The sequence below is a fragment of the Pseudomonas sp. 3MAES_34.3B genome (genome assembly GCF_058145875.1).
In genome coordinates, this window is the sequence record NZ_CM176960.1 from 4,737,019 (window position 1) to 4,761,625 (window position 24,607).

Here is a 24,607-nt window from a genome sequence, read left to right on the forward strand (position 1 = left end):
CCTCGCGGGCGCCCTGCGCCCCGAGGCGCGTCGGCTAAAAAGGTTTGAAGGAGCAACAACCATGATCGTACGTAACCTGCTGGTACTGGGGCTCGCCACGCTGCTGAGCGCCTGCGGTTTCCAGCTGCGCGGCACCGGCACCAATGAAATGGGCATCAAGGAGCTGAACGTCAAGGCTCGCGACGCTTACGGCACTACCGTCACCGACCTGCGTGCAGCGCTCGAGCGCAGCGGTGTTCAAGTCGTGGCCGGCGCGCCCTACACGCTGACGCTTACCGACGAGCAGGAAGAAAACCGTAACGCCACCTACAGCGGCTCGGCGCGCACCTCGGAAGTGGAGATGACCCTGCGGGTGGACTACACCATCACAGGCAGCCAGCAACGTGTACTGCTGGACGATCACATGGATGTGCAGAAGATCTACGTGCATGACAGTAACAACCTGACCGGTTCGGATCAGGAGGCCACCCGTGTGCGCACCGAAATGCGTCGGGAGCTGATCCAGCGCATGATGCTGCGCCTGAGCCAGCTCACGCCGGCCGAGCTGCAAAAGCGTCAGGCCCAGGCAGATGCCAAGGCCGACGCCGACGCCGCTGCAGAAGCTGAAGCGCAGCGCATCCGCGACGAAACCCCGCAACAGTCCCCGATGGAAATGCCCACCAAGTGATCCTGCTTGCCAGCTGCCGGAGGCCCCTGCGTTGAAACTGCCTCCGGCCCAGCTGGGCAAGCACTTGCAGGGCCCTCTGGCATCCATCTACGTGGTCAGTGGTGACGAACCGCTGCTGTGCCAGGAGGTTGCCGACGCCATCCGGGCCGCGGCCCGCAAGCAGGGCTTCGATGAGCGGCAGGTATTCAATGCCGATGCCAGCTTCGATTGGGGCGGCCTGCTCCAGGCTGGCGCCAGCCTTTCCCTTTTCGCCGAGAAGCGCCTGCTCGAGTTGCGCCTGCCTGGCGGCAAGCCCGGCGACAAAGGCGCGGCGGCGCTGCTCGAATATGCGGCGCGCCCTGCCGAGGACACGCTGCTGTTGATCAGCCTGCCCAAGCTGGACGGCAGTACACAAAAAAGCAAATGGGCCTCGGCCCTTATCAATGCCCCTCACGCACAGTTCATCCAGGTGTGGCCGGTGGATGCGAACCATCTGCCCCAATGGATCAACCAGCGCCTGGCGCAGGCAGGCCTTTCTGCGCATCCCGATGCGGTAGAGCTTATCGCTGCCAGGGTTGAGGGCAACCTGCTCGCCGCCGCTCAGGAAGTGGAAAAGCTGAAGCTGCTCGCCGACGGTAATCAGGTCACCCTGGAAACCGTGCAGGCAGCGGTCGCTGACAGTGCGCGCTTCGATGTATTCGGGCTGGTGGACGCGGTGCTGGCCGGCGACGCTACGCATGCGCTGCGTATCCTGGAGGGGCTGCGAGGCGAAGGCGTGGAAGCGCCGGTCATCCTTTGGGCGCTGGCCCGCGAACTCCGCACGCTTGGAGGGGTAGCGCAGCTGTCCAGCCAGGGCGTGCCACTGGACAAAGCCTTCAGCCAGATGAAACCACCTGTGTGGGACAAACGCCGCGCACTGGTCGGCAAGGCCATGCAACGTTACCCGGCGGCACGGTGGAACCTTCTGTTACAAGATGCCCAGGGCTTGGATGCGCAGATCAAAGGGCAGGCGCCGGGCTCGGTGTGGACAGGGCTTTCCCGGCTCACGCTGCTGATGGCCGGTCAACGTTTCGCACTACCCGCGCAATAGCCCCTTGGCGGCCCCCAGCCTTGGCGTGTTAAGGTTTTCCAACACTTACATATGCCTGGGCAATTGCATGTTTTTTCGCCGTATCTGCCGTCGTCGCTCCAGCCGGATCATTGCTGCCTCCAGCCTGTTTGTTCTTGCCGCCTGCTCGGAAACCCCTACCGCCGCCGATGCGCTGCCAACGAGCCCAGCCACCAACGTCGTTGCCGTTGCCACTGATGCAGAGCCTGCGCAGTCCTTCGAGCAGTGGCAGGCGGCATTTCGGGCCCATGCGCTTCAGTCCGGCATTCGTACAGATGTGTTTGACAGCGCTTTCACCGGCGTAAGCCCAGACCCGTCGGTGATTACGGCAGACCGCAGCCAGCCGGAATTCACCCGGCCGGTGTGGGAGTACCTCGACAGCGCCATTTCGCCTATACGGGTACGCAAGGGCCAGGCACTGCTCACCCAATATGCCGACGTGCTGCAGCGCATCGAACAACGCTACGGCGTCGACCGGCAGGCACTCGTCGCCGTGTGGGGCATGGAAAGCAGCTTCGGCCAGTTCCAGGGTGACAAGTCAGTGATTCGCTCGCTGGCTACCCTGGGTTACGAAGGCCGGCGGCCAGGTTTCGCTCAGGAGCAGCTGGTAGCGGCGTTGCAAATCCTGCAGAACGGCGATATCGATCCCGCGCACATGCTGGGGTCGTGGGCCGGGGCTATGGGCCAGACACAGTTCATTCCCACCACCTATAACGCCCATGCCGTGGACTTTGACGATGACGGCCGCCGGGACATCTGGAACAGCGCGGTGGATGCACTGGCTTCCACTGCTCAATACCTGCAAGCGTCCGGTTGGCAGCGTGGCCAGCCCTGGGGCCTGGAAGTGCAGGTACCTGCCGGGTTCGACTACGCCCAGGCGGATGGCAGTCTGCGCAAGCCTATAGCTGAATGGCTCGCCCAAGGCGTGAAGCTGGCGCCAGGCACCTCTCTGCCGCCTACCCTTGGCCAGGCCCAGGCAAACCTGTTGTTGCCAGCGGGCTACCGCGGCCCCGCGTTTCTGGTGCTCGACAACTTCCGCGCCATCCTGAAATACAACAATTCGTCGTCCTACGCGCTCGGCGTCGGCCTGCTGGCACAGCGCTTCGACGGGGGTGGCTTCGTACAGGGTACCTGGCCCAAGGATGACCTGCCGCTCAGCCGTTCCGAGCGTATTGAGTTGCAAACCCTGCTGAGCGCAGCTCAATACGATGCGGGCACACCTGACGGCATCATCGGCAGCAATACCCGCAAAGCCATTCGCGCCGCTCAACAGGCACGCGGCTGGCCCGCGGATGGCTACCCCACGCATAAGCTGCTGGAAAGCCTGCGCGGCATGTAGGCGCGAGGCGAAGCCCGCGAACGCAGCCCTAACGCCTATTCGCGGCCTTCCCGGAGTTGGGCTATGGGGGTTAGCAGGTAATCGGTTGCGCCAGGGTAAGCCGCTGGCTATCGGCATCCAGCACCACCCGTGCCCCCAGGGGCAGGGTGAGGTTAGGGTTGCAGTGGCCACTGCGCCAGCCAGCCAGCACCGGGATACCCAAGCCAGCGAAGGTCGCTTTTATCAGGTCGAACAATGGGCCGAGCTCGACCTTGGCCACATCGCCGAGCAGCACGCCGCGCAGCCCAACGAACTTGCCCGCCAACCGCAGTTGATTCAACGTGCGGTCGATGCGGAACAGCGGCTCGTTCACGTCTTCGATAAACAGCACCGCGCCGTCAGTATCGATCGGCCAAGGCGTGCCTAGCGAAGCGCCGATCATCGTGAGATTGCCACCTACCAGGCGGCCCTCGGCCACGCCGGGGTGCAGCGTGGTCAAAGGCCAGTCCAGAGGGTGATGAATGCAATCCCCCTCCCCTAATTCCCCCCGCAGCATCTGCAACAGCAGTGTTTCAGTCGGTGCCAGGCGAGGGGTAAGCAGGTCCGGGCGCATCATGGGGCCGTGGAAGGTAATGCAGCCGGTTTCGAGAAGGATCGCCTGATGCAGGGCGGTAAGGTCGCTGTACCCAACGAACGGCTTGGGGTTGTTCGCGATCAGGGAATAATCAATCTGGTCCAGCAAGCGAGGGCTGCCATACCCCCCGCGAACGCACAGGATTGCCGCAATGCCGGGGTCGGCAAAGGCCGCATGCAGGTCGGCGAGCCGTACGGCATCGCTGCCAGCGAGGTAACCCGTGGCCTGGGGTACGCCAGGAAAGATCTTGAGGCGGTAGCCATGGCGCTGCGCCCAGGCATGGGCGGCGCCGTGGTCGAACTCAGCGGGGCCGGCCGGTGCGATCAGGCCCAGGCAGTCGCCTGGGCGCAGCGCCGGTACCGGCTGGCCAAAGGCGCCGGTCAAAGCTTGATCTTCGCCTCATGAGCTTGCTGGTCCGCATGGTACGAAGAGCGTACCAACGGCCCGGAAGCCACGTTCTTGAAGCCCAGGCGGTACCCTTCTTCGGCGAACCAGGCGAAGGTGTCCGGATGCACGAAACGCTGCACCGGCAAGTGGCTGCGGGAAGGCTGCAGGTACTGCCCGAGTGTGAGCATGTCGATGTCATGCTCGCGCATCTTGTGCATGACTTCGATCACTTCCTCGTCCGTCTCGCCCAGGCCGAGCATCAGGCCGGATTTGGTCGGTACCGTGGGCACGCGCTGCTTGAACTTCTGCAGCAGGTCCAGGGACCATTCGTAGTCCGAACCCGGGCGCGCGGCGCGGTAAAGGCGCGGTACGGTTTCCAGGTTGTGGTTGAACACGTCTGGCGGTTCCTGCGCGGTGATGTCCAGGGCGACGTCCATGCGGCCGCGATAGTCAGGCACCAGCGTTTCCAGCTGGATACCCGGGGAGAGCTTGCGGATCTCCCGCAGGCAGTCAGCGAAATGCTGTGCACCGCCATCGCGAAGGTCATCGCGGTCCACCGAGGTGATCACCACATACTTCAGGCGCAGGTCGGCAATGGCGACGGCCAGGTTATGAGGTTCGTCCACATCCAGTGGCTTTGGCCGGCCGTGGCCCACATCGCAGAAGGGGCAGCGCCGGGTACAAATGTCACCCATGATCATGAAGGTGGCGGTGCCGCCGGAGAAGCATTCACCCAGGTTCGGGCACGAAGCTTCTTCGCACACGCTGTGCAGCTTGTGCTTGCGCAGCAGTTGCTTGATACGGTCGACTTCCGGCGAGATTGGAATGCGTACGCGAATCCAGTCCGGCTTTTTTGGAAGTTCGTCGGTGGGGATAATCTTCACCGGGATGCGGGCTACCTTGTCGGCGCCCCGCAGCTTCACCCCCGCTTCAACCTTTTTTGGCGCGGAGGGCTTTTGAATCGCGGCCTCTGGGCTGGCGACGGTGTCTTGCGCAGTAGTCATATCAGTCGATTCCGCCCGTGAGGGTCGTCTGCTCAGCATAATCGAGGTGTTCGACGAGCTGCGCGCGCAGCCGGGCACTTACCTCGGAAAGTTCTGCACCGGGCGCATGGTCGGCCAGTTGCGTCATGGCAAGGCCGGCGTAGCCGCACGGGTTGATTCTCTGAAAGGGGCGCAGGTCCATGTCGACGTTCAGCGCCAGGCCATGGAACGACCGACCGTGGCGGATGCGCAACCCCAGCGAGGCGATCTTCGCCCCGTTCACATATACACCGGGCGCGTCGGGCTTCGCCGCCGCGGTTACACCGTAACTGTCGAGCAACGCCACGAGGGCATTTTCGATCCGGGTGACCAGCTCGCGCACTCCAAAACCCCGCTCGCGCAGGTCGAGCAACAGGTAGGCGACCAGTTGGCCGGGGCCGTGGTAGGTCACCTGGCCCCCACGATCGACCTGCACCACCGGGATATCCCCCGGCAGCAACAGATGCTCGGCCTTGCCAGCCTGCCCCTGTGTGAACACCGGCGGGTGTTGCACCAGCCACACCTCGTCGCCCACGCTACGCTCGCGGGCTTCGTCGGTGACCCGACGCATCGCCTGCCACACGGGCTGGTAGGGTTTCAGGCCGAGCTCGCGAAAGCCCAGGCAACCGGGCATCAAAGCACCATGTGCACGAAGCCGGTGGCCCGCAACGCGCTGTTGATGTCGCGCAGCTGCTCCTGGCCGGTAGCAATGATATGCAGCTGCACCGTGGTGTACTTGCCATTGCTGCTTTGCCGCTCCGCCAGGGTTTTTATATCCACCTTGGCGTATTTGGCGAGGATTTCGATGACGGCATCCTTGAACCCCACGACAGTGTCGCCGATGACCTTGATCGGGTAGTCGGGGCAAGGAAACTCAATGATATGAGACTTTACATCTGTGTCTGTCATGGCAGTGACGGCCTCATCAAGCCGTGGAAAAAAGCTACCCCTCCCACAGCCGGGGGCTGGGGAGGGGTAACCGACGGTTCGTCAGTTGAACAAGCCGTAGAAGAATAGACGAATGCTATCCCACAACCGACGGAAGATGCCACCTTCCTCGACGGAGTCCAGGGCAATCAGGTCCTTGGTTTCAACTACCTTGTCGCCGTTCTTCACTTCCACCTTGCCGATCACCTGGCCTTTTTCGATAGGCGCGGTGAGCTGCGGGTTCATGGTCATGCTCGCTTGCAGGTTCTTCAACTGGCCGCGTGGCAGGGTCATGGTGAGGTCTTCGGCCAGGCCGGCCTTCACTTCGTTGGTGGTGCCTTTCCAGACCGGCGCCTTGTTCAGCTCGGTGCCTGCCTTGTAGAAGGTCTGGGTTTCGAAGAAGCGGAAACCGTACGTCAGGAGCTTCTGGGTCTCGGCCGCGCGGGCCTGCTCGCTGTTGGTACCGAACACCACGGCAATCAGGCGGGTGCCGTCGCGTACCGCCGAAGCCACCATGCAATAGCCGGCTTCCTGGGTATGGCCGGTTTTGAGACCGTCAACGGTCTTGTCGCGCCACAGCAGCAGGTTGCGGTTAGGCTGCTTGATGTTGTTCCAGAAGAACTCTTTCTGCGAGTAGATCGCGTAGTGAGCAGGGTCTTCATGGATGATCGCGCGGGCCAGAATGGCCATGTCATGCGCCGAAGCGTAGTGATCCGGGTTCGGCAGGCCGGTCGGGTTCATGAAGTGGCTGTTGTCCATGCCCAGCTTCTTGGCCGTGGCGTTCATCATGTCGGCGAAGGCGTCTTCGCTGCCGGCAATGTGCTCGGCCAGGGCGACGGTGGCGTCGTTGCCCGACTGGATGATGATCCCGTGGAGCAGGTCACTCACGGTCACCTGCGACCCCACCTTGATGAACATCCGCGAACCGCCGGTGCGCCAGGCGTTCTCGCTGACGGTCACCAGATCGTTCTCGCCGATTTGCCCGCGGCGGATTTCCAGCGTAGCGATATAGGCCGACATCAGCTTGGTGAGGCTGGCCGGAGGCAGCCGCTCATCGCCATTGCTGTCGATCAGAACGTTACCGCTGGATGCCTCCATCAGCACATAGGCGCGCGCCGCCAGCTGGGGCGCGGCGGGTACCATCTGGTCGGCAGCCCACGCGGTGGGGGAAAGCAGCAAGGGAACAAGCAGGCACAGGCGTTTGGCAAAGTTGGTGATGTTCATCCGTCTCTCGAGATTACTGATGGCACAGGCCCTGTGGGCAAATCTTTTCAAAGCCTTGTCAGGGCTTACGTGGGTGCCGTCCGTGGCGCACGCTCGCAGGGAGCATGAAGCGATACAGGTGGCGGGTCAGTCCGCCGTGACCATGCTCGGCGAGCCGAGGTTGGCCAGGCGAATGCTGTTCTGCACCTGCTGGGCTTCATCCTGGGTTCCGATCGGCCCCAGCCGAACGCGATAGAGCGTTTGCTGGTTGCGAACCGTAGGGCTGGTAAAGGCCGGGGCCTTGACCATGGTACTCAACTTCGACCGTAGCAGCTCGGCAGCGTCCGGGTTGGCGAAGGCTCCCACCTGGAGATAGAGGCCAGTTGCCTGCGCAGAAGCGTTTTTTTTTGGGTCGATTGCGACCGGAGCAGCCGCCGAGGCGTGTTGCTGCGGTGGCGGGGTGTATTGTTCGATGGTGCCGGTAGCCGGGGTAAGCGCCGGGCGCGCCTGGGCCACCTGCACCGCTGGCTGCTGCAGCACCATGGGCGCCGGCCTGCCGCGTTGGGCCCACCATTGCTGTGGATCGATCCCTTCTACCTTCACCCGGGCGGTACCGGTTTCGGCATAGCCGAGCTTTTTCGCTGCGGCGTAGGACAGGTCGATGATGCGGTCGGAGTAGAACGGCCCGCGATCGTTCACGCGCAGGATCACGCTGCGGTTGTTGTCCAGGTTGGTCACACGCACGTAGCTGGGCAGCGGCAGCGTTTTATGGGCCGCGCTCATGCCGTAGAGGTCGTACACCTCACCGTTGGCGGTGTTCTGCCCGTGGAACTTGGTGCCATACCACGACGCCGTACCTACAGCGACATAGTTGCTGGCATCCGGAATCGGGAAGTAGGTCTTGCCCAGCACCGTGTAGGGGTTGGCCTTGTACGGCCCGGTGTGCAGCGTAGGAATAGCATCGGGAATACGGGAAACATCCACGTCCCACCAAGGGGCGCCGTCCTTGTGGGCACGGTTGATGTCCAGGCCAGGTTGCGCACGCACCGTATAGGTAGGCTCGGGCGAGCGGCTGCTGGAGCAACTGGCCACCAGCAATGCCACCGCTCCATAGAGCGCCAGTTTCAGTGATGTGCGAAACGGCAAAGCCAGCATTACTTGGTGCCCCGTGCTTGAACCAGCATTTGCGACAGTTGGTGAACCGCCATCGCGTACATCGCGCTGCGGTTGTAGCGCGTGATGACGTAGAAGTTCTTCAGGCCCATCCAGTACTCCGGCCCGGCCTCTCCGTCCAGCTTGAACGCAACGACCGGCAAGTCATCGCGGAGCGCATCATGACTCGACCAGCCCAACCCTCGCAACTCTCCAACGGTTTTCGTAGGGTCCAGCCCAGGGCTCAGGCCTTCATCGGCGCGAGGGCCTCGTACGTCGGCGCGGCTGACCACGGGCTCGCCGGCCACCCAGCCATGCCGGGAGAAATAGCTGGCCACGCTGCCGATTGCGTCGGTGGGATCGCTCCAGATATTGATGTGGCCGTCACCGTCGAAATCCACGGCATAGGCGCGGAAGCTGCTGGGCATGAATTGCGGCAGGCCCATCGCCCCGGCATACGAGCCCTTGAGTGTCATGGGGTCGACCTGTTCATCGCGCGCCAACAGCAGGAACTCGCGCAGCTCCTTGCGGAAGAAGTCGGCGCGTGGAGGATAGTCGAAGCCCAGGGTGGACAGCGCATCGATCACCCGGTAGTTACCGGTGTTACGACCGAAGAAGGTTTCCACGCCGATGATCGCGACGATCACCTGGGCGGGCACGCCGTATTCCTGCTCGGCGCGGGCCAGTGCGGCTTCGTGTTGGCGCCAGAAGTCTACGCCCCGGGCGATACGGGCATCGGTGATGAAAATCGGGCGATAGTCTTTCCAGGGTTTCACGCGCTCGGCGGGCCGGGAGATGGCGTCGAGGATTGCCTGCTTGCGCTCCACTTCGCGGAACACACCCATCAGCTGTTCACCGGCAAAGCCATAGTCGCGGGTCATCTCGCCAACGAATTCCGCCACCTGTGGCGACCCTTCGTAATCACCCGCCACAGACGAGGCGGGCGTACCAAGGATGCCAGCCAGGCCGACCCAAGGAGCGTATCGAGCGACCCAGCCGCGCATTGCTTGCATTGAAATCTTCACCTTATTCAAACCTGAGCGATCCACTTGCGATGGGTATGGATCGACATCAAAACCCCAAACGCTGACAGTAGCGTCACGAGCGAAGTTCCGCCGTAACTAATGAAGGGCAAGGGCACGCCAACCACTGGAAGAAGGCCGCTTACCATGCCGATGTTCACGAACACATATACGAAGAACGTCATTGTCAGGCTACCCGCCAGCAGCTTGCCGTAGAGGGTTTGCGCCTGAGCGGTGATCACCAGCCCACGGCCAATGAGCAGCAGATAAATGAGCAGCAGGGCACAGATGCCCACCAGGCCGAACTCTTCGCCGAGGACCGCGATGATAAAGTCCGTGTGGCTTTCAGGCAAAAAATCCAGGTGGGACTGGGTACCCAGCAGCCAGCCCTTGCCAAACACACCGCCCGAGCCGATCGCAGCCTTGGACTGAATGATGTTCCAGCCGGTACCCAGGGGATCGCTTTCAGGATCGAGGAACGTGAGAATCCGCTGCTTCTGGTAGTCGTGCATGATGAAGAACCACATGGCGACTGCCACCGGTACCGCGGCTGCGATCACGCTGAGTATCCAGCGCCACCGCAGGCCTGCCATGAACAGCACGAACGCACCCGAAGCAAGGATCAGCAAGGAGGTGCCCAGGTCAGGCTGGCGCACAATAAGCACGAACGGCACGCCGATCAAGGCGAGGCTGATTGCAACATGTTTGAGGTGAGGCGGCAGGGTTCGCTTGGACAGGTACCAGGCAATGGTTGCCGGCATGATGATCTTCATGAACTCCGAGGGCTGGAAGCGAATCACCCCCGGAATGTTGATCCAGCGCGTAGCCCCCATGGCGTTATGGCCCATCACGTCTACCACCACCAGTAGTACTACCCCGATCACATAGGCGAGCGGCACCCATCGTGCCATGAACCGGGGCTCCAGTTGGGCGATGACGAACATGGACACCAGGCCGATCCCGAAGGACGTGGCCTGCTTGATCAGCAGGTCCCAGCTTTTCCCGCTGGCCGAATACAGCACGAACAGGCTGCCGCTGGCCAGCGTGAGCAGCAGGATGAGCAAGGGGCCATCCACGTGGATGCGCTGCAGGAAGGTGGCGCGGCGGCGCATCACGTCTTCGCTGGAGAGAATACGGTCGAAATTATTCTTCACGGGCGGTTACCTCAGGTGCCGACGCGCTGGCGTACTCCGGCTTCAGCCGGCCGTCCGGGCCAAGCAGCCAGGCGTCCATCACCTGGCGCACCACCGGGGCCGCCACGCCAGAGCCCGACTCGCCGTTTTCCACCATCACCGCTACCACGATTTTTGGGTTGTCTGCTGGCGCGAAGCCCACGAACAGCGCGTGGTCGCGATGCCGTTCCTGAAGTTTGTTGCGGTCATAGCGCTCGCCCTGGCGGATCGCGACCACCTGAGCGGTACCGCTTTTGCCGGCGATGCGGTACACCGAGCCTATCGCCGCCTTGCGCGCGGTGCCCCGGGCGCCCTGCATCACCTGCTCCATGCCGTGTGTCACGCGCGCCCAGTCGCTCGGGTCGCGTAGCACGATATCAGGCATGGGTGAAGGATCTTTCGGCGGCTGGTTCTCGATGGTCCGCGCCAGGTGTGGCCGGTTCCAGCGGCCCTTGTTGGCGATCAACGCGGTCGCTTGGGCTAGTTGCAAAGGCGTGGCCTGCATGTAGCCCTGGCCGATCCCCAGGATGAGGGTTTCACCGGGGAACCACGCCTGCCGGCGGGTAATGCGTTTCCATTCACGCGAAGGCATGAGCCCGGGCGATTCTTCGAACATGTCCAGGGAAACCTTTTGGCCTATGCCGAAGCGAGACAGGTAGTCGCCCAGGCGGTCGATGCCCAGCTTGTGCGCCAGGTCATAAAAATAGGTGTCGTTGGAGCGCATGATCGCGGTGTCGAGGTCGACGAAGCCGTCACCGCTGCGGTTCCAGTTACGGTACTTGTGGTCATAATTGGGCAGCGTGTAATAGCCGGGATCGAACACGCGGCTGGAAGGCGTGATCACGCCGCTGTCGAGCCCGGCGATGGCTACCGCAGGCTTGATGGTCGAGCCGGGAGGGTAAAGGCCGCGCAGCACGCGGTTGAACAGCGGGCGGTCGATGGAATCGCGCAGCTCGGCGTAGGTTTTGAATGGAATGCCGGTGACGAACAGGTTGGGATCGAAGCTGGGCTGGCTGACCATGGCAAGCACTTCGCCATTGCTTGGGTCCAGCGCGACGATGGCCCCGCGGCGCCCGCCGAGCGCCGCCTCGGCAGCTTCCTGCAGCTGGATGTCCAGCGTGAGCTGGATGTCCTTGCCGGGCACGGGGTCGGTGCGCTTGAGCACCCGCAGCACCCGCCCTCGGGCATTGGTTTCTACCTCTTCATAGCCTACCTGCCCATGCAGCTCGGGTTCGTAGAACCGCTCTATACCGGTTTTGCCGATCTGATGGGTGCCGCTGTAATTGACCGGATCGAGCACCTTGAGCTCTTTCTCGTTGATGCGCCCCATGTACCCCACAGAGTGGGCGAAGTGCGCACCCTGGGGATAATGCCGGGTGAGCTGGGCGACCACTTCTACACCGGGTAGGCGGAACTGATTCACCGCAATGCGCGCGATCTGCTCTTCGGTCAGCTCCTGCATCACAGGCACCGGCTCGAACGGCCGCCGGCCCTGCCGCATCCGCTTCTCGAACAGCGTACGGTCTTCGGGGGTGAGCTCCAGTACCTCCACGATCAGGTCGAGAATGGCTTCCCAATCCCCGGCGCGCTCGCGGGTCACGCTCAGGTTGAAGCTCGGCCGGTTGTTGGCAATGATCACCCCGTTACGGTCGTAGATCAGCCCACGGCTTGGCGGAATCGGCTGTACGTGGACCCGGTTGTTCTCCGACAGGGTGGAGTGGTACTCGTACTGCACAACCTGCAGGAAATACAGCCGCGCCACCAGCACGGCGATCAACACCACCACCGCTATCGCGCCCACGACCACGCGCCCACGCACAAGGCGGGCGTCTTTTTCGTGGTCCTTGAGGCGGATTGGCTGGGACATCGAAGAGGGCTTTTTAAGGCTTATTTATGGTAGGGGTGGCCGGACAACACCGTCCACGCCCGATAGACCTGCTCGCCGATCAGAATGCGCACCAGCGGATGGGGCAAGGTAAGCGCCGACAACGACCAGCGTTGGTCGGCCCTTGCGCATACCTCGGGCGCCAACCCCTCGGGCCCGCCCACCATGAAGTTCACGGTGCGCGCATCCAGGCGCCAGCGGTCCAGCTCGGTAGCCAGCTGCTCGGTGCTCCACGGCTTGCCGTGCACTTCCAGGGTAACCACGCGTTCGCCAGGCTGAACCTTGGCCAGCATTGCCTCCCCTTCCTGACGGATCAGGCGGGTGACGTCGGCATTCTTGCCACGGGTATTGAGTGGAATTTCCACCAGCTCGAGCGGCAGTTCCGCCGGCAAGCGGCGAGCGTATTCCTGCCAGCCCTCTTCCACCCATTTCGGCATGCGCGAGCCGACCGCGATCAGACGCAGACGCACGGCGGTACTTATTCCTGGTCGGCAGCGTGCGGGTCGGGCGCGTGCTGGGCGCGGCTTTGCTCGGCACCCTGCCACAGGCGCTCCAGGTCATAGAACTGGCGTGCCGCGGCAGTCATCACATGAACCACCACATCGCCCAGGTCCAGCAGTACCCAGTCGCTGTCGCCCTTGCCTTCTTCACTCAAGGGCTGCACACCTTTGGCCTTCACGTTTTCACGGACCTTCTCGACCATGGCATTGAGCTGGCGGTTGGAAGTACCCGTGGCGATCACCATGTAATCGGTGATGCTCGTCTTGTCTTTCACATCCATGGTGAGGATGTCCTGGCCCTTGACGTCTTCCAGGGCCGCGATGGCCAGTTTGACCAGCTCTTCGCTCTTCATTGCAGGGTTTTTCATATAAAACTCATCAACTCGTGTGGTCGGGGCGCGGAGTATTCCGTCGCTGCCCGGTCAATTGGGCGCACGGTACAGCCCGTGCGCCTCGATGTAGGCCAATACCGCGTCTGGCACCAGGTAACGAACCGACTTGCCGCTGGCCAGCAGCTGACGGATCTGGGTAGCGGACACCGCCAGGGGTGTCTGCCAGACGAAAGCAATACTTCCCGCCGGCCCCTCGAGGCCGGACGGGGAGCTGACCGCGCGGGCGGCCAGCAGGTTACGCAAGGCGTCGGGCGGTTCGCTGTCAGCGTCCGGGCGCTGCAACACAATGATGTGGCAGTGCCAGAGCAGCTCCTCCCAGCGGTGCCAGGCCGGCAGCCCACAGAAGGCATCCCAGCCCACCAGGAGAAACAGCTGATCACCGGTGGCAAGCTCGGCGCGCACGGCTTCCAGCGTTTCGATGGTATAGGACGGCCGCTCACGCAGCAGTTCTCGGCCATCCACCTGAAGCGGAGCGACGCCCTGCACCGCCTGCTGCACCATGGCCAGCCGTTGCTCGGGGCTGACCTGGGGCTGACCGCGGTGCGGTGGGCGGGCATTGGGTACCAGCCTCAACTCACTCAGCGCCAGCATGTCGGCCACCTCGAGCGCACTGCGCAGGTGGCCGATGTGCACAGGATCGAACGTGCCTCCCAGCAACCCGATCCGGCGGGGGCTTGCGCCCTGTGCCTGGTCACTCAATGGGCGTTCGACTCGCCACGCAATTGGCCATCGCCAATCACTACGTATTTTTCGCAGGTGAGCCCTTCGAGGCCCACCGGGCCACGGGCATGCAGTTTATCAGTGGAAATGCCGATTTCTGCGCCAAGGCCATATTCGAAGCCGTCGGCGAAGCAGGTGGGCGCATTGAGCATGACCGACGCCGAATCCACCTCGGCCATGAACCGGCGGGATTCGCCCTGGTGCTCGGTAACGATGGCGTCGGTGTGGTGCGAGCCATAGTGGTTGATATGCTCGATGGCCTGGTCCAGCCCGCTGACGACCCGAATGGAAAGAATGGGTGCCAGGTATTCGGTTTGCCAGTCCTGTTCGGTGGCAGGCAGTGCGTCGATCAGGGCGCGGGTACGCTCGCAGCCACGCAGCTCCACACCCTCTTCGCGCAATTGCGCGGCCATGGCAGGGAGAAACGCGGCAGCCACGGTGGCATCCACCAGCAACGTTTCCATCGCGCCACAGATGCCATAACGGTACGTCTTGGCGTTGAAGGCGATACGTTGCGCTTTGGCCAGGTCGGCGTGGGCAGCAACATACACATGGCAGATGCCGTCCAGGTGTTTGATAACCGGTACGCGTGCGTCGCGGCTGATGCGCTCGATCAGGCCGCGCCCGCCACGGGGCACGATGATGTCCACATACTCGGGCATGGTGATGAGCGCGCCGACGGCGGCGCGGTCGGTGGTCTCCACTACCTGCACCACTGCCGCCGGAAGGCCGGCAGCCTCCAGCCCCTGGCTGACGCAAGCGGCGATGGCCCGGTTGGAATGGATAGCCTCGGAGCCACCGCGCAGAATGGTTGCGTTGCCCGACTTCAGGCACAGGCTGGCGGCGTCGATGGTCACGTTGGGGCGGGATTCGTAGATGATCCCCACCACACCCAGCGGTACGCGCATCTTGCCGACCTGAATACCCGACGGCCGATAGCTCATGTCACGGATGGCACCGACCGGATCGGGCAGCGCCGCGACCTGGCGCAGCCCGGCAATCATGCCGTCGATGCGAGCCGGCGTGAGCGCAAGGCGGTCGACCAGCGCGGGCTCCAGCCCACTGGCGCGGGCGGCGTCCAGATCCAGCTGATTGGCCGTGGCCAGCGACTCACGAGCGGCGTGCAACGCGTCGGCGGTAGCGAGCAGGGCCTGGTTCTTCTGGCGGGTGCTTGCTCGCGCAATGACCCGCGCAGCGTCGCGCGCGGCGCGCCCGAGGCGTTGCATGTAGTCGAGGACGGGCTCAGTCATGATTCCACGGCTTGGAAAAGAGGAAAGCCGCTGATTATAGCTGCGACGGATAGCGACTAACAGCGGCGCCGGGCAGATGGTTACAAACAACCGTTGTCAAGGCGCTGAAACCTTTCCCATGGGCTTGCTATCATCTGGGTTCATTCCATCGGCCGTATTTGGTGATATGCCCTCTCACGCCCCTTTGCCTGACTCTTTTTTCGACCGCGATGCACTGCTTGTAGCCCGCGAGCTGCTGGGCAAGGTCATCCGTCATCGTCAGGGCGATTACTGGCTGGCCGCCCGCATCATCGAGACCGAGGCCTACTATCAGGCAGAAAAAGGCAGCCACTCCTCCCTGGGCTACACCGAAAGCCGCAGGGCCATGTTTCTCGACGGCGGCCATATTTATATGTACTACGCCCGCGGCGGAGACTCGCTGAACCTGAGCGCCCATGGCCCGGGCAACGCCGTGCTGATCAAATCGGGTTTTCCCTGGGTGGACGACGTCAGCGATGAAAACGCGCTTGCACGCATGACCCTCAACAATCCCGATGCCAGCGGCCAGCCGCGGCCACCCGAGCGGCTATGCGCGGGGCAAACCTTGCTGTGCCGGGCCCTGGGATTGAAGGTCCCCATGTGGAACGCTCGGCGGTTCGACCCTCAAGGCCTTTACGTGGAAGACGTTGGCAACCAGGTACCGGTGGTGGTCCAGACTACCCGCCTGGGTATTCCCCTGGGCCGGGACGAGCATTTGCCCTACCGATTCGTGGACGCCCAATACGCTCGCTTCTGTACCCGGAACCCGCTGCGACGGGGGCAAGTCGAAGGTCGCGACTATCAGCTGATTACTCAAGGACACTGACCATGCACGCCTGGCTGGCCGAACTGAACCAATGGCTGGGCGCCAACCCCCAGTGGCTGGGCGCGACGATCTTTACCGTGGCCTGTATCGAATGCCTGGCCGTGGCCGGGCTTGTGGTGCCTGGCACCGTCGCGTTGTTCGCGGTGTCGGCGCTGGCCGGGGGTGGCGCGCTCGGCCTGGGTGACACCTTGCTGCTCGGCTACGCCGGCGGGCTGCTGGGGGACGGGTTGTCCTATGCCATAGGCCGCGGCATGCACCAGAACATCCGGCGCCTGCCCGGCCTGCGCAGCCACCCCCAGTGGCTGGGCGGCGCCGAGACGTTCATTCAACGGTACGGCGTTGCCAGCTTGCTGGTAGGCCGCTTCATCGGCCCGTTGCGCCCGATGCTGCCGATGGTCGCAGGCATGCTTGAAATGCCACTGCCGCGGTTCATTCTGGTAAGCCTGGTGGCCGCCGCGGGGTGGTCCGTGGCGTATCTGCTGCCTGGGTGGATGACCGGCGCCGCCGTACGCTTGCCGCTGCCACCGGGCTTCTGGCCGCAGGCGGCGGTGGTAGTGATCGGCCTGGTAGTGCTTATTGGCCTGGCAGTGAACAGCAGCCTGCGCCGCCAACCCAGCGCCACGGTCGTCACCAGCGCGGCGAGTTTCGTGCTCATGCTCTCGGTGTTCCTGGGCTGGCCTTACCTTACTCACTTCGATGAGGGCTTGGTCACGCTGGTGCAGGAGCACCGCAGCGAACTGCTCGACCGTATCGTGGTGGCGGTGACTCGCCTGGGGGATTTCCGCACCCAGCTCTGCGTAGGCGTGCTGCTCACCAGCCTGCTGCTGGTGGCCCGGCACTGGCGCCATGCACTCTTTGCTGGCGGCGTGTTGCTATGCACAGCGCTGGGCAATGGCACGCTCAAGTGGCTGTTTGCACGCACGCGGCCAGAGGTACTGAGCACACCCTTGAGTACCTACAGCATGCCCAGTGGTCACAGCTCGGCGTCGTTTGCGTTCTTCCTGGTACTGGCGGTACTGGCCAGCCGTGGGCAACCGCCGCGCATGCGCCTCACGTGGGTATTGATGGCGTGCATTCCCGCTTTGTCGATCGCCTTGTCGCGGGTGTATCTGGGTGCCCACTGGCCTACCGACGTGCTGGCCGGCGCCCTGCTGGCGGTGTTTGTGTGCGCTGCGGGGCTGGCGATCACGCTGCGGGTGCACCGCCTCGAACCTCTCGGCTGGCGCACCTGGGTGCTGCTGCTGGTGCCATGCCTGCTGCTGTTTGCCTGGTTCACCTGGCATGACCTGGCCAATGCCCTGGCACGCTATGCATACTGAACCGTTGGCTGGACAGCCCAGGGCGGGTTAGGCCTGAAGGTCACCCTGCATCCGCTCGAGCAGCTCCTGGACCATCGCCAGGCGAATGGTAGGGTCGGTCATCTCGAGGAGGTCGAGCTTGTCCCGTTCATCGAACGGCAGCAGGTACGCCAAGCGGTTGGCCAGGCCCTGGCGCCCGGCAGGCGTGCCACCGAGGTCCAGCGCCGCCACCAGCGGGTGGTCGGCCAGCGCGGACAGGAGCGCGAGCAGGTCTTCGTCCTCTCCCTGCAGCGGCACATCGGGGTGCTCCTGCAGCCAACTCACCTGCGCCACGATCAGTTGGTCCCGCTGCACCTCAACGCTTTCTACCTCAAAGCGGCGCCCGCCTTCGATACGGATGCCGAGCAGGCCGTTGTCCTGCCGCTGGAAGTCCAGCACCCGGGCCTCGCAGCCGATTTCAGCGTAAGCGCTGGCCGCCTCGCCAACCTCGTGGCCCTCCAGGATGCACACGATGCCAAAGCCTTCGCCTTGCTTCATGCACCGGCCAATCATGTCCAGGTAACGCGCTTCAAAAATCTGCAGGTCGAGCGTACATCCCGGAAACAAAACGGTGTTGAGCGGAAATAACGGCAGCGTCATCAGGCTTTCCTCTATACGAACAGGCTAACGGCCAGGGGCAGGAATACCGCCGTGGCCAAACCCATCAAGCTCATGCCCAGCGCGGCGAACCCTCCACAGGTTTCGCCTTCCTGCAGGGCCACCGACGTGCCGACCGCATGGGATGTAAGCCCCAGCGCCATGCCGCGGGCTTCGGGTGCTTCGACCTTCAATAGCCGAAGAATTCCCGGCCCGAAGATCCCGCCGATCACCCCGGTGGTCAGAACGAACACCGCTGCGAGGGCGGGTACCCCGCCAATCTGGTCGGCTACCAGCATTGCGATGGGTGATGTAGCGGACTTCGGCGCCATGGTCATGAGGGTTTCGTGATCCGCCCCGAAGCACCACCCCAACCATACGCCGGAAGCTGTCGCCACCACGCCGCCCACCACGAGCGTGACAAGCGTGGGCCAGAGCAATTGGCGAATGCGCCGCAGGTTAAGGAAAAGCGGCACTGCAAGGGCGACAGTGGCTGGGCCCAGCAGAGTGGCAAAGATTTCAGTGCCTTGCCGGTACTGGGCATAGCTCAGGCCACAGAGCAGCAGCACTGCCACCACCATCACCATCGACAGCAGCACCGGTTGCAGGAACACCAGCCGCGTGCGCTCGTAGAGCGCCATGGCGAGCTGGTAAGCCGCAAGGGTAACGCCCATTCCGAACAAGGGATGGTGAGTGACGGCCGTAACGGCGCCCTGCCAATCAAGCATCATGGCCAAGGCCTCGCTCAGCGCGGCGCGCCTTGGCGGCGATAAGCCGGTTCATCAGCCAGCCGGTAAGCCCCAGCGAGGCGACGACGGAAATACCAAGCGCCCCGATAATGGCCCAGAAGTGTTGAGCAATCAGCGACGCATAAACCATTACACCCACTGCCGGCGGCACCAGCAGCAGGGGCAAGTAGCGCAGCAGGCTGGACGCTGCCAACTCGACAGGCTCCGGTACTTCGCCTTGGTAGATCAGCCAACCCAGCAGGCACAGCAACCCTATGATCGGCCCGGGCAGCAGGGGCAGGAACAATTCATGGATGGCCGTGCCAAACAACTGGAATACGATCAGCCAGGTCAGCCCTTTCAACAACATCGCTCTCTCCGTTATGCGGCAACCCATGATTCGGCGGGCATTATAGCCACGGCATCGGGTATTCATGGAGTGGATCGGGCCAGCCTTCGCTTGACCGTGCCAACGACCGCATGATGAGCTGCGGTGGTTGCCAACCCTGTCTTGCCTTCAGGATTCAACCATGCGCTACGTACCCGCCGACCGTCTGGCGGACCATATCGGCCAGGAGCTCGGCTGCTCCGACTGGCTGACTATCGACCAGGCCCGGATCGATCTGTTCGCCGAAGCAACGGGCGATCATCAGTTCATCCACACCGACCCCGTCCGCGCCGCCGCTACACCCTTCGGTACCACGATTGCCCACGGCTTTCTTACCTTGTCGCTGATCCCGCATCTGCTGGAGGGCATCATGGTGCTGCCGGAAGGCCTGAAGATGGTCGTCAACTATGGGCTTGAAGCGGTGCGCTTCATGCAGCCGGTGCCGGTGAACTCTCGCGTGCGCTTGCGCCTTGCACTGGTAGAAGCCAGTGAGAAGCGAGCGGGCCAATGGCTGCTACGGGCCCGGGCCACGCTGGAAATCGAAGGCCAGGAGAAGCCTGCGTATGTAGCCGAGCCGCTTTCACTGTGTTTCGTCTGAGCAGGCGCGTGTAAGGGCGGCAAAGGCTATATGCGACAACAGCTTGTGCGGCATACTCGGCGCTTCGATTGCCCGGACCCTGTCATGCGCTCACTCGTTCCACTTGCCTTGTGCCTGTTCCTTGCTGCTTGCGGCGAGGGTAAACCGCTGTTGCCCGCCGACGCGCGCCTGCCCGACGGTGGGCAATACCGGGGCGATGTCGTCGATGGTGTGCTACAGGGCCAGGGCCGCGTGGATTACCCCAATGGCAGCTGGTACGCCGGCACCTTCAGGGATGGCCAGTGGAACGGCGCCGGCGAATGGCATGGGCCGAACGGTGAAATTTATCGCGGCGAATTCAACCAAGGGTTGTTCGACGGCCAAGGCACGCTGACCACGGGCGCAACCACCTATACCGGCGCCTTCAAGCGGGGCAAGCGCGAAGGCGAAGGGTTTCTGAAAGAGCCGGGGCGCAGCTACCGCGGCGGCTTCCAGAATGACCAGTATGCCGGCGCGGGCCATCTCGACCTGGACGATGGCAGCACCTATCAGGGCGATTTCGAACGTGGCCAGCCCAATGGTGAAGGCGTGCGCACCGACGCCGACGGCAACCAGTTCAGCGGGCACTTCGTGGACGGCCAACTGGAGGGGCACGGCACCTTCAGCAACGGTGACGGGGACCAGTACATCGGCGACTTCCACCATGGGCGCCTCGAGGGGCGTGGCCGTTACGAAACCCAGGCGGGGGACGTGTGGATCGGCCAGTTCAAGGAAGGCGCACCGAACGGGCCGGGCGATCTCTTCGCCAACGATGGCAGCCATTACCAGGGCGAGTTCGCCGACTGGCATTTCCATGGTGAGGGCCAGCTGGCTTCGGCAGACGGCAGTCTCTACACCGGGGGCTTCGTCAATGACGCCTATCAAGGCAAGGGCACCTTGGTGCTTGCGAACGGCAACCGTCAGGAAGGCTACTGGCTGGAAGGCCGGCGGGTACGTGATGAGCATGACCGTGCCCTGCCCGACCCACTGGAACAAGGGATGCTCGCCCAGGGCAGCCTGTTGGAACGTGCCCTGGCGCGGGTGCCGAACTCCAGCCCTGCCGTTGAGCTCTATAGTTTGACGGTGGGCGGCGACGGGGAACAAAGCGTGTTCATGCGGGAAGCGGATTATGTACATGACCTGCTCGCCAGCCGCTTTGGCGCGGTAGGTGGATTAACGCTTGTGAACCACCGGGACCATATGGTGGACCGGGTGATGGCCACCCGAGAAACCCTCGCCCGTGCAGTGCAAACCATTGCCCAACGCAGCGGCCCGGAAGACCTCGTATTCATTTACCTCACCAGCCACGGCACGCCGGAACATGAGTTAGTGCTGGAGCAACCCCGGCTGCAACTGGGTGACCTTTCTGCCCAGGACCTGGCCGTGTTGATGGCCCCTTTGAAAGACAGGGACAAGGTCGTCGTGGTGTCTGCCTGTTATTCCGGGGGGTTCATTGAGCCACTGAAAAACGACCGCACCTTGGTGATCACCGCCTCCCGGCCAGACCGAGTGTCCTTCGGGTGCTCCGAGGAGGCCGACTTCACCTACTTCGGCGATGCCTTGTTCGCCCAGGCCTTGACCGAAACCGATGACCTGCAAGCGGCTTTCGAACAGGCCGGCGCCATCGTGGCGCAACGCGAGCAGGCCGAGAATTTCGAACCCTCGGAGCCCCAGATGTGGGCGCCCAAGGGCGTTCTGACCCACTGGCATCGGTTACGCCAGCAACAAGCCAGCGCTGCGCTTCATAGCGGCGCCGACCATGACACGCAATCGCAACCGGCGGCCAGCCACTGATAGCGCAGGAGGCACCATGTACCTCACACCGCAAAATATCCTTATGGCGGGTGCCACCGGCCTTACGGGTGAGCATTTGCTGGATCGGCTACTGAACGAGCCAACGGTGAGCCGGGTACTGGCGCCAACCCGCCGCCCTTTGGCAGAGCATGCCCGGCTGGAGAACCCGGTGGGTGAACTGGGCGCTTTGCTACCTACCCTTCAGGGGCCGGTGGATATCGCGTTCTCGTGCCTGGGCACGACCATCAAGCAAGCGGGCTCGCAGGAAGCGTTCCGAGCGATCGACCACGACCTGGTGATCGCATTCGCCCAGCGCGCCCGTGAGCTCGGCGCCCGCCACCTGCTGGTAGTGAGCGCCATCGATGCCGACCCAACGTCGTCCGTGTTTTACAGCCGGGTGAAGGGTGAGCTGGAGCTGGCGCTCAGGGAGCAGGATTGGCCACAACTCACCCTGGCACGCCCTTCGATCCTGATCGGCAACCGTAGCGAACCCCGCCTGGCGGAACAGATCGCCGCCCCGCTTTCCCGGCTGATTCCGGGTAAATACCATGGGATCGAAGCCTGCCACCTGGCCCGCGCCCTGTGGCGGCTGGCGCTGGAGGAGGACAACGGCGTGCGGGTGGTGGAATCGGACGAACTGCGTAAGCTGGGGCGATAAGCGGGGCGAACCTACAGCCCGCCCTGAGCCTGGTAGCCGATCCCTAGCGTTGCCAGCAGCGAAAACGGCAACAGCACCGTATCCAGCAGGGCACTGGCGGGCAAATCAGCGGCAGGCCAGGCGGGCGCTTGCGTGCCGAAGCGGTCCATTGCGCAGCAGCCGCCGTTCAGCGCATACAGGTCCAGCCGTGTGCCGGCATACACCAACGGCGCGCCGGGCTTGGCGGCATCCAGGGTTTTGACGCTGGCACAGCCCGTGGCCAGCGCCAGCATCAATAAAAGCCAGGCTTTATTCATCATTGCCCACGTGGTACTCGCCCCAGCGTGGGAGCATGTCCTGCGGGATGTCCAGCAGGTTGAGAATGCGCGCCACCACGAAGTCCACCAGGTCGTCGATGGTCTGCGGCTGATGATAAAAACCCGGAGAAGCCGGCACGATGATCGCGCCGATCCGGGACAGCTTGAGCATGTTTTCCAGGTGCAGCGTGGAATACGGTGCTTCGCGAGGCACCAGGATCAACGGGCGGCGTTCCTTCAGGGTAACGTCTGCGGCGCGCTCGATCAGGTTGTTGCAGGCACCGGTGGCGATGGCCGACAGCGTGCCGGTAGAGCATGGCACCACCACCATGGCGCCGGGCGCTCCGGAGCCAGACGCAACCGGGGCCATCCAGTCTTCCTTGCCGTAAACCTTCACCTGGCCAGCGCTGGCACCGGTGTATTCGGTAAGGAATGCCTGCATCGCCTGGGGCTTGGCCGGTAGGGTAACGTCGGTTTCCGTGGCGAGCACCAACTGCGCCGCCTTGGAAATCAGGAAATGCACCTCGCGGTCTTCGCGCACCAGGCAATCGAGCAGCCGCAGGCCGTATTGGGCGCCTGACGCGCCGGTCATCGCCAGGGTGATACGTTCCGGGCCACTCATTTCAACGCCTCAGCCAGTTTGCCGTGAAGGCCGCCGAAACCGCCGTTGCTCATGATCACCACATGCGTGCCGGGCGTTGCCTGTGCCTTTACCTGAGCGATGATCGCGTCCAGGTTATCGGCGACTGTGCTCGATACCGTGCACTGGGCCGCGGTAGCCGCCAGGTCCCAGCCCAGGTTCGGCGGGGCATACCAGATCACCTGGTCCGCCTGGCTGACGCTGGCGGGCAGCCCGTCGCGGTGAGCGCCCAGCTTCATGGAATTGGAGCGCGGCTCGACGATGGCAATGATAGGGGCGGAGCCTACCCGCTTGCGCAAACCGTCCAGGGTAGTCGCAATGGCGGTGGGATGGTGGGCGAAGTCGTCATACACGGTAATACCGTTTACTTCGGCCACAACTTCCATGCGCCGCTTCACGTTGCGGAAACGGGACAGTGCTTCAATCCCCAGCGCCGGTACCACGCCTACGTGCCGCGCTGCCGCCAGGCACGCCAGGGCGTTGGCCACGTTATGCTGGCCGGTGAGCGGCCATTCCACTACGCCTTCGGCGTTTCCATCGAACACCACTTCAAACCGGGAGCCGTCCTCGGCCAATAGCCGCGCCTGCCATTGCCCACCTTCGCCAGTGGTTTGCACCGGCGTCCAGCAGCCCATGTCCACCACGCGGGCCAGGGCCGTTTCGCTCTGCGGATGGATGATCAGCCCCTCGCCCGGAATGGTACGTACCAAGTGATGGAACTGCCGCTCGATCGCTGCCAGGTCAGGGAAGATGTCTGCATGGTCGAATTCAAGGTTGTTCAGGATAGCGGTACGCGGCCGGTAATGAACAAACTTGGAACGCTTGTCGAAGAACGCGCTGTCATATTCGTCCGCTTCCACCACGAAGAACGGCGTATCGCCCAACCGGGCGGACACTTCGAAATTCTGCGGAATGCCACCGATCAGGAACCCCGGCGCCATGCCAGCATGCTCCAGCACCCACGCGAGCATGCTGCTTGTGGTGGTTTTGCCGTGAGTGCCTGCGACCGCGAGCACCCAGCGCCCTTGCAGCACGTGATCGGCCAACCATTGCGGCCCGGAGACGTACGGCAAGCCTTTGTTCAGCACATATTCCACGGCAGGGTTGCCGCGCGACAAGGCGTTGCCGATCACCACCAGGTCCGGGGCGGGCTCAAGCTGCGCCGGATCGTAGCCTTGGGTGAGTTCGATGCCCTGGGCCTGAAGCTGCGTGCTCATGGGCGGGTACACATTGGCGTCGGAGCCGGTTACCCGGTGCCCCGATTCCTTGGCGAGAACCGCCAGCGAGCCCATGAAAGTACCGCAGATGCCAAGAATGTGGATATGCATGTTCGACCTCGAAAAACGTCGAGGCAGGGTAGCCCAGGCCAAG

General features: G+C 63.3%; 27 protein-coding genes. 8 read left to right on the forward strand and 19 right to left on the reverse strand.

Annotated features, from left to right (window positions below; translation table 11 throughout):
• The first annotated feature begins 61 nt into the window (after positions 1-61).
• From AC3Z8Y_RS21130 to AC3Z8Y_RS21140, 3 genes are all read left to right on the forward strand, one after another.
• Positions 62-667, forward strand: coding sequence for an LPS-assembly lipoprotein LptE (locus AC3Z8Y_RS21130; RefSeq protein WP_490087442.1), 606 nt, complete (start codon positions 62-64; stop codon positions 665-667).
• A gap of 31 nt (positions 668-698) precedes the next feature.
• The gene (holA, locus tag AC3Z8Y_RS21135) at positions 699-1,736 is read left to right on the forward strand and encodes a DNA polymerase III subunit delta (RefSeq protein ID WP_490087443.1); all 1,038 of its coding nucleotides are present in this window, start codon (positions 699-701) and stop codon (positions 1,734-1,736) included.
• Between the two features lie 67 nt (positions 1,737-1,803).
• A complete protein-coding gene (locus AC3Z8Y_RS21140) occupies positions 1,804-3,093 on the forward strand; it encodes a lytic murein transglycosylase (RefSeq protein ID WP_490087444.1) in 1,290 nt (429 codons plus the stop codon).
• A 70-nt stretch (positions 3,094-3,163) separates the two neighbouring features.
• Here AC3Z8Y_RS21140 and AC3Z8Y_RS21145 read toward each other — a convergent pair whose 3' ends face one another.
• The 13 genes from AC3Z8Y_RS21145 to AC3Z8Y_RS21205 all read right to left on the reverse strand — a co-directional run bounded on the left by AC3Z8Y_RS21145 (position 3,164) and on the right by AC3Z8Y_RS21205 (position 15,338).
• Positions 3,164-4,090 carry a S66 peptidase family protein gene (locus AC3Z8Y_RS21145; protein WP_490087445.1) on the reverse strand — a complete coding sequence of 309 codons (927 nt, stop codon included), beginning with the start codon at positions 4,088-4,090 and terminating at the stop codon, positions 3,164-3,166.
• The gene (gene lipA / locus AC3Z8Y_RS21150; RefSeq protein WP_490087446.1) at positions 4,087-5,097 is read right to left on the reverse strand and encodes a lipoyl synthase; all 1,011 of its coding nucleotides are present in this window, start codon (positions 5,095-5,097) and stop codon (positions 4,087-4,089) included. Before lipA ends, AC3Z8Y_RS21145 begins: the two co-directional genes overlap by 4 nt.
• 1 nt (position 5,098) lies before the next feature.
• Positions 5,099-5,749 (reverse strand): lipoyl(octanoyl) transferase LipB, encoded by a 651-nt coding sequence (lipB, locus tag AC3Z8Y_RS21155; RefSeq protein WP_490087447.1) that lies wholly within the window; start codon positions 5,747-5,749, stop codon positions 5,099-5,101.
• Positions 5,749-6,024: a DUF493 domain-containing protein gene (locus AC3Z8Y_RS21160; RefSeq protein WP_181117425.1), complete on the reverse strand. Its 276-nt coding sequence runs from the start codon at positions 6,022-6,024 to the stop codon at positions 5,749-5,751. Before AC3Z8Y_RS21160 ends, lipB begins: the two co-directional genes overlap by 1 nt.
• An 81-nt stretch (positions 6,025-6,105) precedes the next feature.
• Complete coding sequence (locus AC3Z8Y_RS21165) at positions 6,106-7,266, reverse strand: D-alanyl-D-alanine carboxypeptidase family protein (protein ID WP_181117426.1); 1,161 nt, start codon at positions 7,264-7,266, stop codon at positions 6,106-6,108.
• 126 nt (positions 7,267-7,392) lie between these two features.
• Positions 7,393-8,400, reverse strand: coding sequence for a septal ring lytic transglycosylase RlpA family protein (locus AC3Z8Y_RS21170; protein ID WP_490087448.1), 1,008 nt, complete (start codon positions 8,398-8,400; stop codon positions 7,393-7,395).
• Complete coding sequence (mltB, locus tag AC3Z8Y_RS21175; RefSeq protein ID WP_490087449.1) at positions 8,400-9,410, reverse strand: lytic murein transglycosylase B; 1,011 nt, start codon at positions 9,408-9,410, stop codon at positions 8,400-8,402. Before mltB ends, AC3Z8Y_RS21170 begins: the two co-directional genes overlap by 1 nt.
• 17 nt (positions 9,411-9,427) lie before the next feature.
• Entirely contained in the window at positions 9,428-10,531 is a 1,104-nt protein-coding gene (gene rodA, locus AC3Z8Y_RS21180; RefSeq protein WP_181117556.1) for a rod shape-determining protein RodA, read from the reverse strand.
• Positions 10,532-10,562: 31 nt separating this feature from the next.
• Entirely contained in the window at positions 10,563-12,458 is a 1,896-nt protein-coding gene (mrdA, locus tag AC3Z8Y_RS21185) for a penicillin-binding protein 2 (RefSeq protein WP_490087450.1), read from the reverse strand.
• 20 nt (positions 12,459-12,478) lie between these two features.
• Entirely contained in the window at positions 12,479-12,946 is a 468-nt protein-coding gene (rlmH, locus tag AC3Z8Y_RS21190; protein ID WP_490087451.1) for a 23S rRNA (pseudouridine(1915)-N(3))-methyltransferase RlmH, read from the reverse strand.
• 8 nt (positions 12,947-12,954) lie between these two features.
• Positions 12,955-13,344, reverse strand: coding sequence for a ribosome silencing factor (rsfS, locus tag AC3Z8Y_RS21195; RefSeq protein WP_490087452.1), 390 nt, complete (start codon positions 13,342-13,344; stop codon positions 12,955-12,957).
• 54 nt (positions 13,345-13,398) lie between these two features.
• Positions 13,399-14,067: a nicotinate-nucleotide adenylyltransferase gene (gene nadD, locus AC3Z8Y_RS21200; protein WP_490087453.1), complete on the reverse strand. Its 669-nt coding sequence runs from the start codon at positions 14,065-14,067 to the stop codon at positions 13,399-13,401.
• Positions 14,064-15,338, reverse strand: a complete 1,275-nt coding sequence (locus AC3Z8Y_RS21205) for a glutamate-5-semialdehyde dehydrogenase (RefSeq protein ID WP_490087454.1) — start codon at positions 15,336-15,338, stop codon at positions 14,064-14,066. The genes nadD and AC3Z8Y_RS21205 overlap by 4 nt, the downstream gene beginning before the upstream one ends.
• A 166-nt stretch (positions 15,339-15,504) precedes the next feature.
• Between AC3Z8Y_RS21205 and AC3Z8Y_RS21210 the strand changes: the two genes are divergently transcribed.
• Positions 15,505-16,182: a DNA-3-methyladenine glycosylase gene (locus AC3Z8Y_RS21210; RefSeq protein ID WP_490087455.1), complete on the forward strand. Its 678-nt coding sequence runs from the start codon at positions 15,505-15,507 to the stop codon at positions 16,180-16,182.
• Positions 16,183-16,184: 2 nt separating this feature from the next.
• Positions 16,185-17,501, forward strand: coding sequence for a bifunctional DedA family/phosphatase PAP2 family protein (locus AC3Z8Y_RS21215; RefSeq protein ID WP_490087456.1), 1,317 nt, complete (start codon positions 16,185-16,187; stop codon positions 17,499-17,501).
• 27 nt (positions 17,502-17,528) lie between these two features.
• Here the strand turns inward: AC3Z8Y_RS21215 and AC3Z8Y_RS21220 are convergent, their stop codons facing one another.
• The 3 genes from AC3Z8Y_RS21220 to AC3Z8Y_RS21230 are packed head-to-tail and all read right to left on the reverse strand — an operon-like array spanning position 17,529 to position 19,214.
• Positions 17,529-18,119, reverse strand: coding sequence for an LON peptidase substrate-binding domain-containing protein (locus AC3Z8Y_RS21220; protein WP_490087457.1), 591 nt, complete (start codon positions 18,117-18,119; stop codon positions 17,529-17,531).
• 11 nt (positions 18,120-18,130) lie between these two features.
• Positions 18,131-18,847: an LrgB family protein gene (locus AC3Z8Y_RS21225; RefSeq protein ID WP_490087458.1), complete on the reverse strand. Its 717-nt coding sequence runs from the start codon at positions 18,845-18,847 to the stop codon at positions 18,131-18,133.
• Positions 18,837-19,214 (reverse strand): CidA/LrgA family protein, encoded by a 378-nt coding sequence (locus AC3Z8Y_RS21230; protein ID WP_490087459.1) that lies wholly within the window; start codon positions 19,212-19,214, stop codon positions 18,837-18,839. The genes AC3Z8Y_RS21225 and AC3Z8Y_RS21230 overlap by 11 nt, the downstream gene beginning before the upstream one ends.
• A gap of 160 nt (positions 19,215-19,374) precedes the next feature.
• Here AC3Z8Y_RS21230 and AC3Z8Y_RS21235 point away from each other — a divergent pair, with 160 nt between their 5' ends.
• From AC3Z8Y_RS21235 to AC3Z8Y_RS21245, 3 genes are all read left to right on the forward strand, one after another.
• Entirely contained in the window at positions 19,375-19,830 is a 456-nt protein-coding gene (locus AC3Z8Y_RS21235) for a MaoC family dehydratase (RefSeq protein ID WP_490087460.1), read from the forward strand.
• Positions 19,831-19,914: 84 nt separating this feature from the next.
• A complete protein-coding gene (locus AC3Z8Y_RS21240; RefSeq protein WP_490087461.1) occupies positions 19,915-21,642 on the forward strand; it encodes a C13 family peptidase in 1,728 nt (575 codons plus the stop codon).
• Between the two features lie 16 nt (positions 21,643-21,658).
• Positions 21,659-22,300 carry a Rossmann-fold NAD(P)-binding domain-containing protein gene (locus AC3Z8Y_RS21245; protein WP_490087462.1) on the forward strand — a complete coding sequence of 214 codons (642 nt, stop codon included), beginning with the start codon at positions 21,659-21,661 and terminating at the stop codon, positions 22,298-22,300.
• An 11-nt stretch (positions 22,301-22,311) separates the two neighbouring features.
• Here the strand turns inward: AC3Z8Y_RS21245 and AC3Z8Y_RS21250 are convergent, their stop codons facing one another.
• From AC3Z8Y_RS21250 to mpl, 3 genes are read right to left on the reverse strand one after another with little or no spacing between them, the layout of a single operon-like run.
• Positions 22,312-22,596 (reverse strand): YceK/YidQ family lipoprotein, encoded by a 285-nt coding sequence (locus AC3Z8Y_RS21250; protein WP_490087463.1) that lies wholly within the window; start codon positions 22,594-22,596, stop codon positions 22,312-22,314.
• On the reverse strand, positions 22,589-23,218 hold the full coding sequence (ubiX, locus tag AC3Z8Y_RS21255) for a flavin prenyltransferase UbiX (RefSeq protein ID WP_181117443.1): 630 nt from the start codon (positions 23,216-23,218) through the stop codon (positions 22,589-22,591). The genes AC3Z8Y_RS21250 and ubiX overlap by 8 nt, the downstream gene beginning before the upstream one ends.
• Positions 23,215-24,564, reverse strand: a complete 1,350-nt coding sequence (mpl, locus tag AC3Z8Y_RS21260; RefSeq protein WP_490087464.1) for a UDP-N-acetylmuramate:L-alanyl-gamma-D-glutamyl-meso-diaminopimelate ligase — start codon at positions 24,562-24,564, stop codon at positions 23,215-23,217. The genes ubiX and mpl overlap by 4 nt, the downstream gene beginning before the upstream one ends.
• Positions 24,565-24,607: the final 43 nt, after the last annotated feature.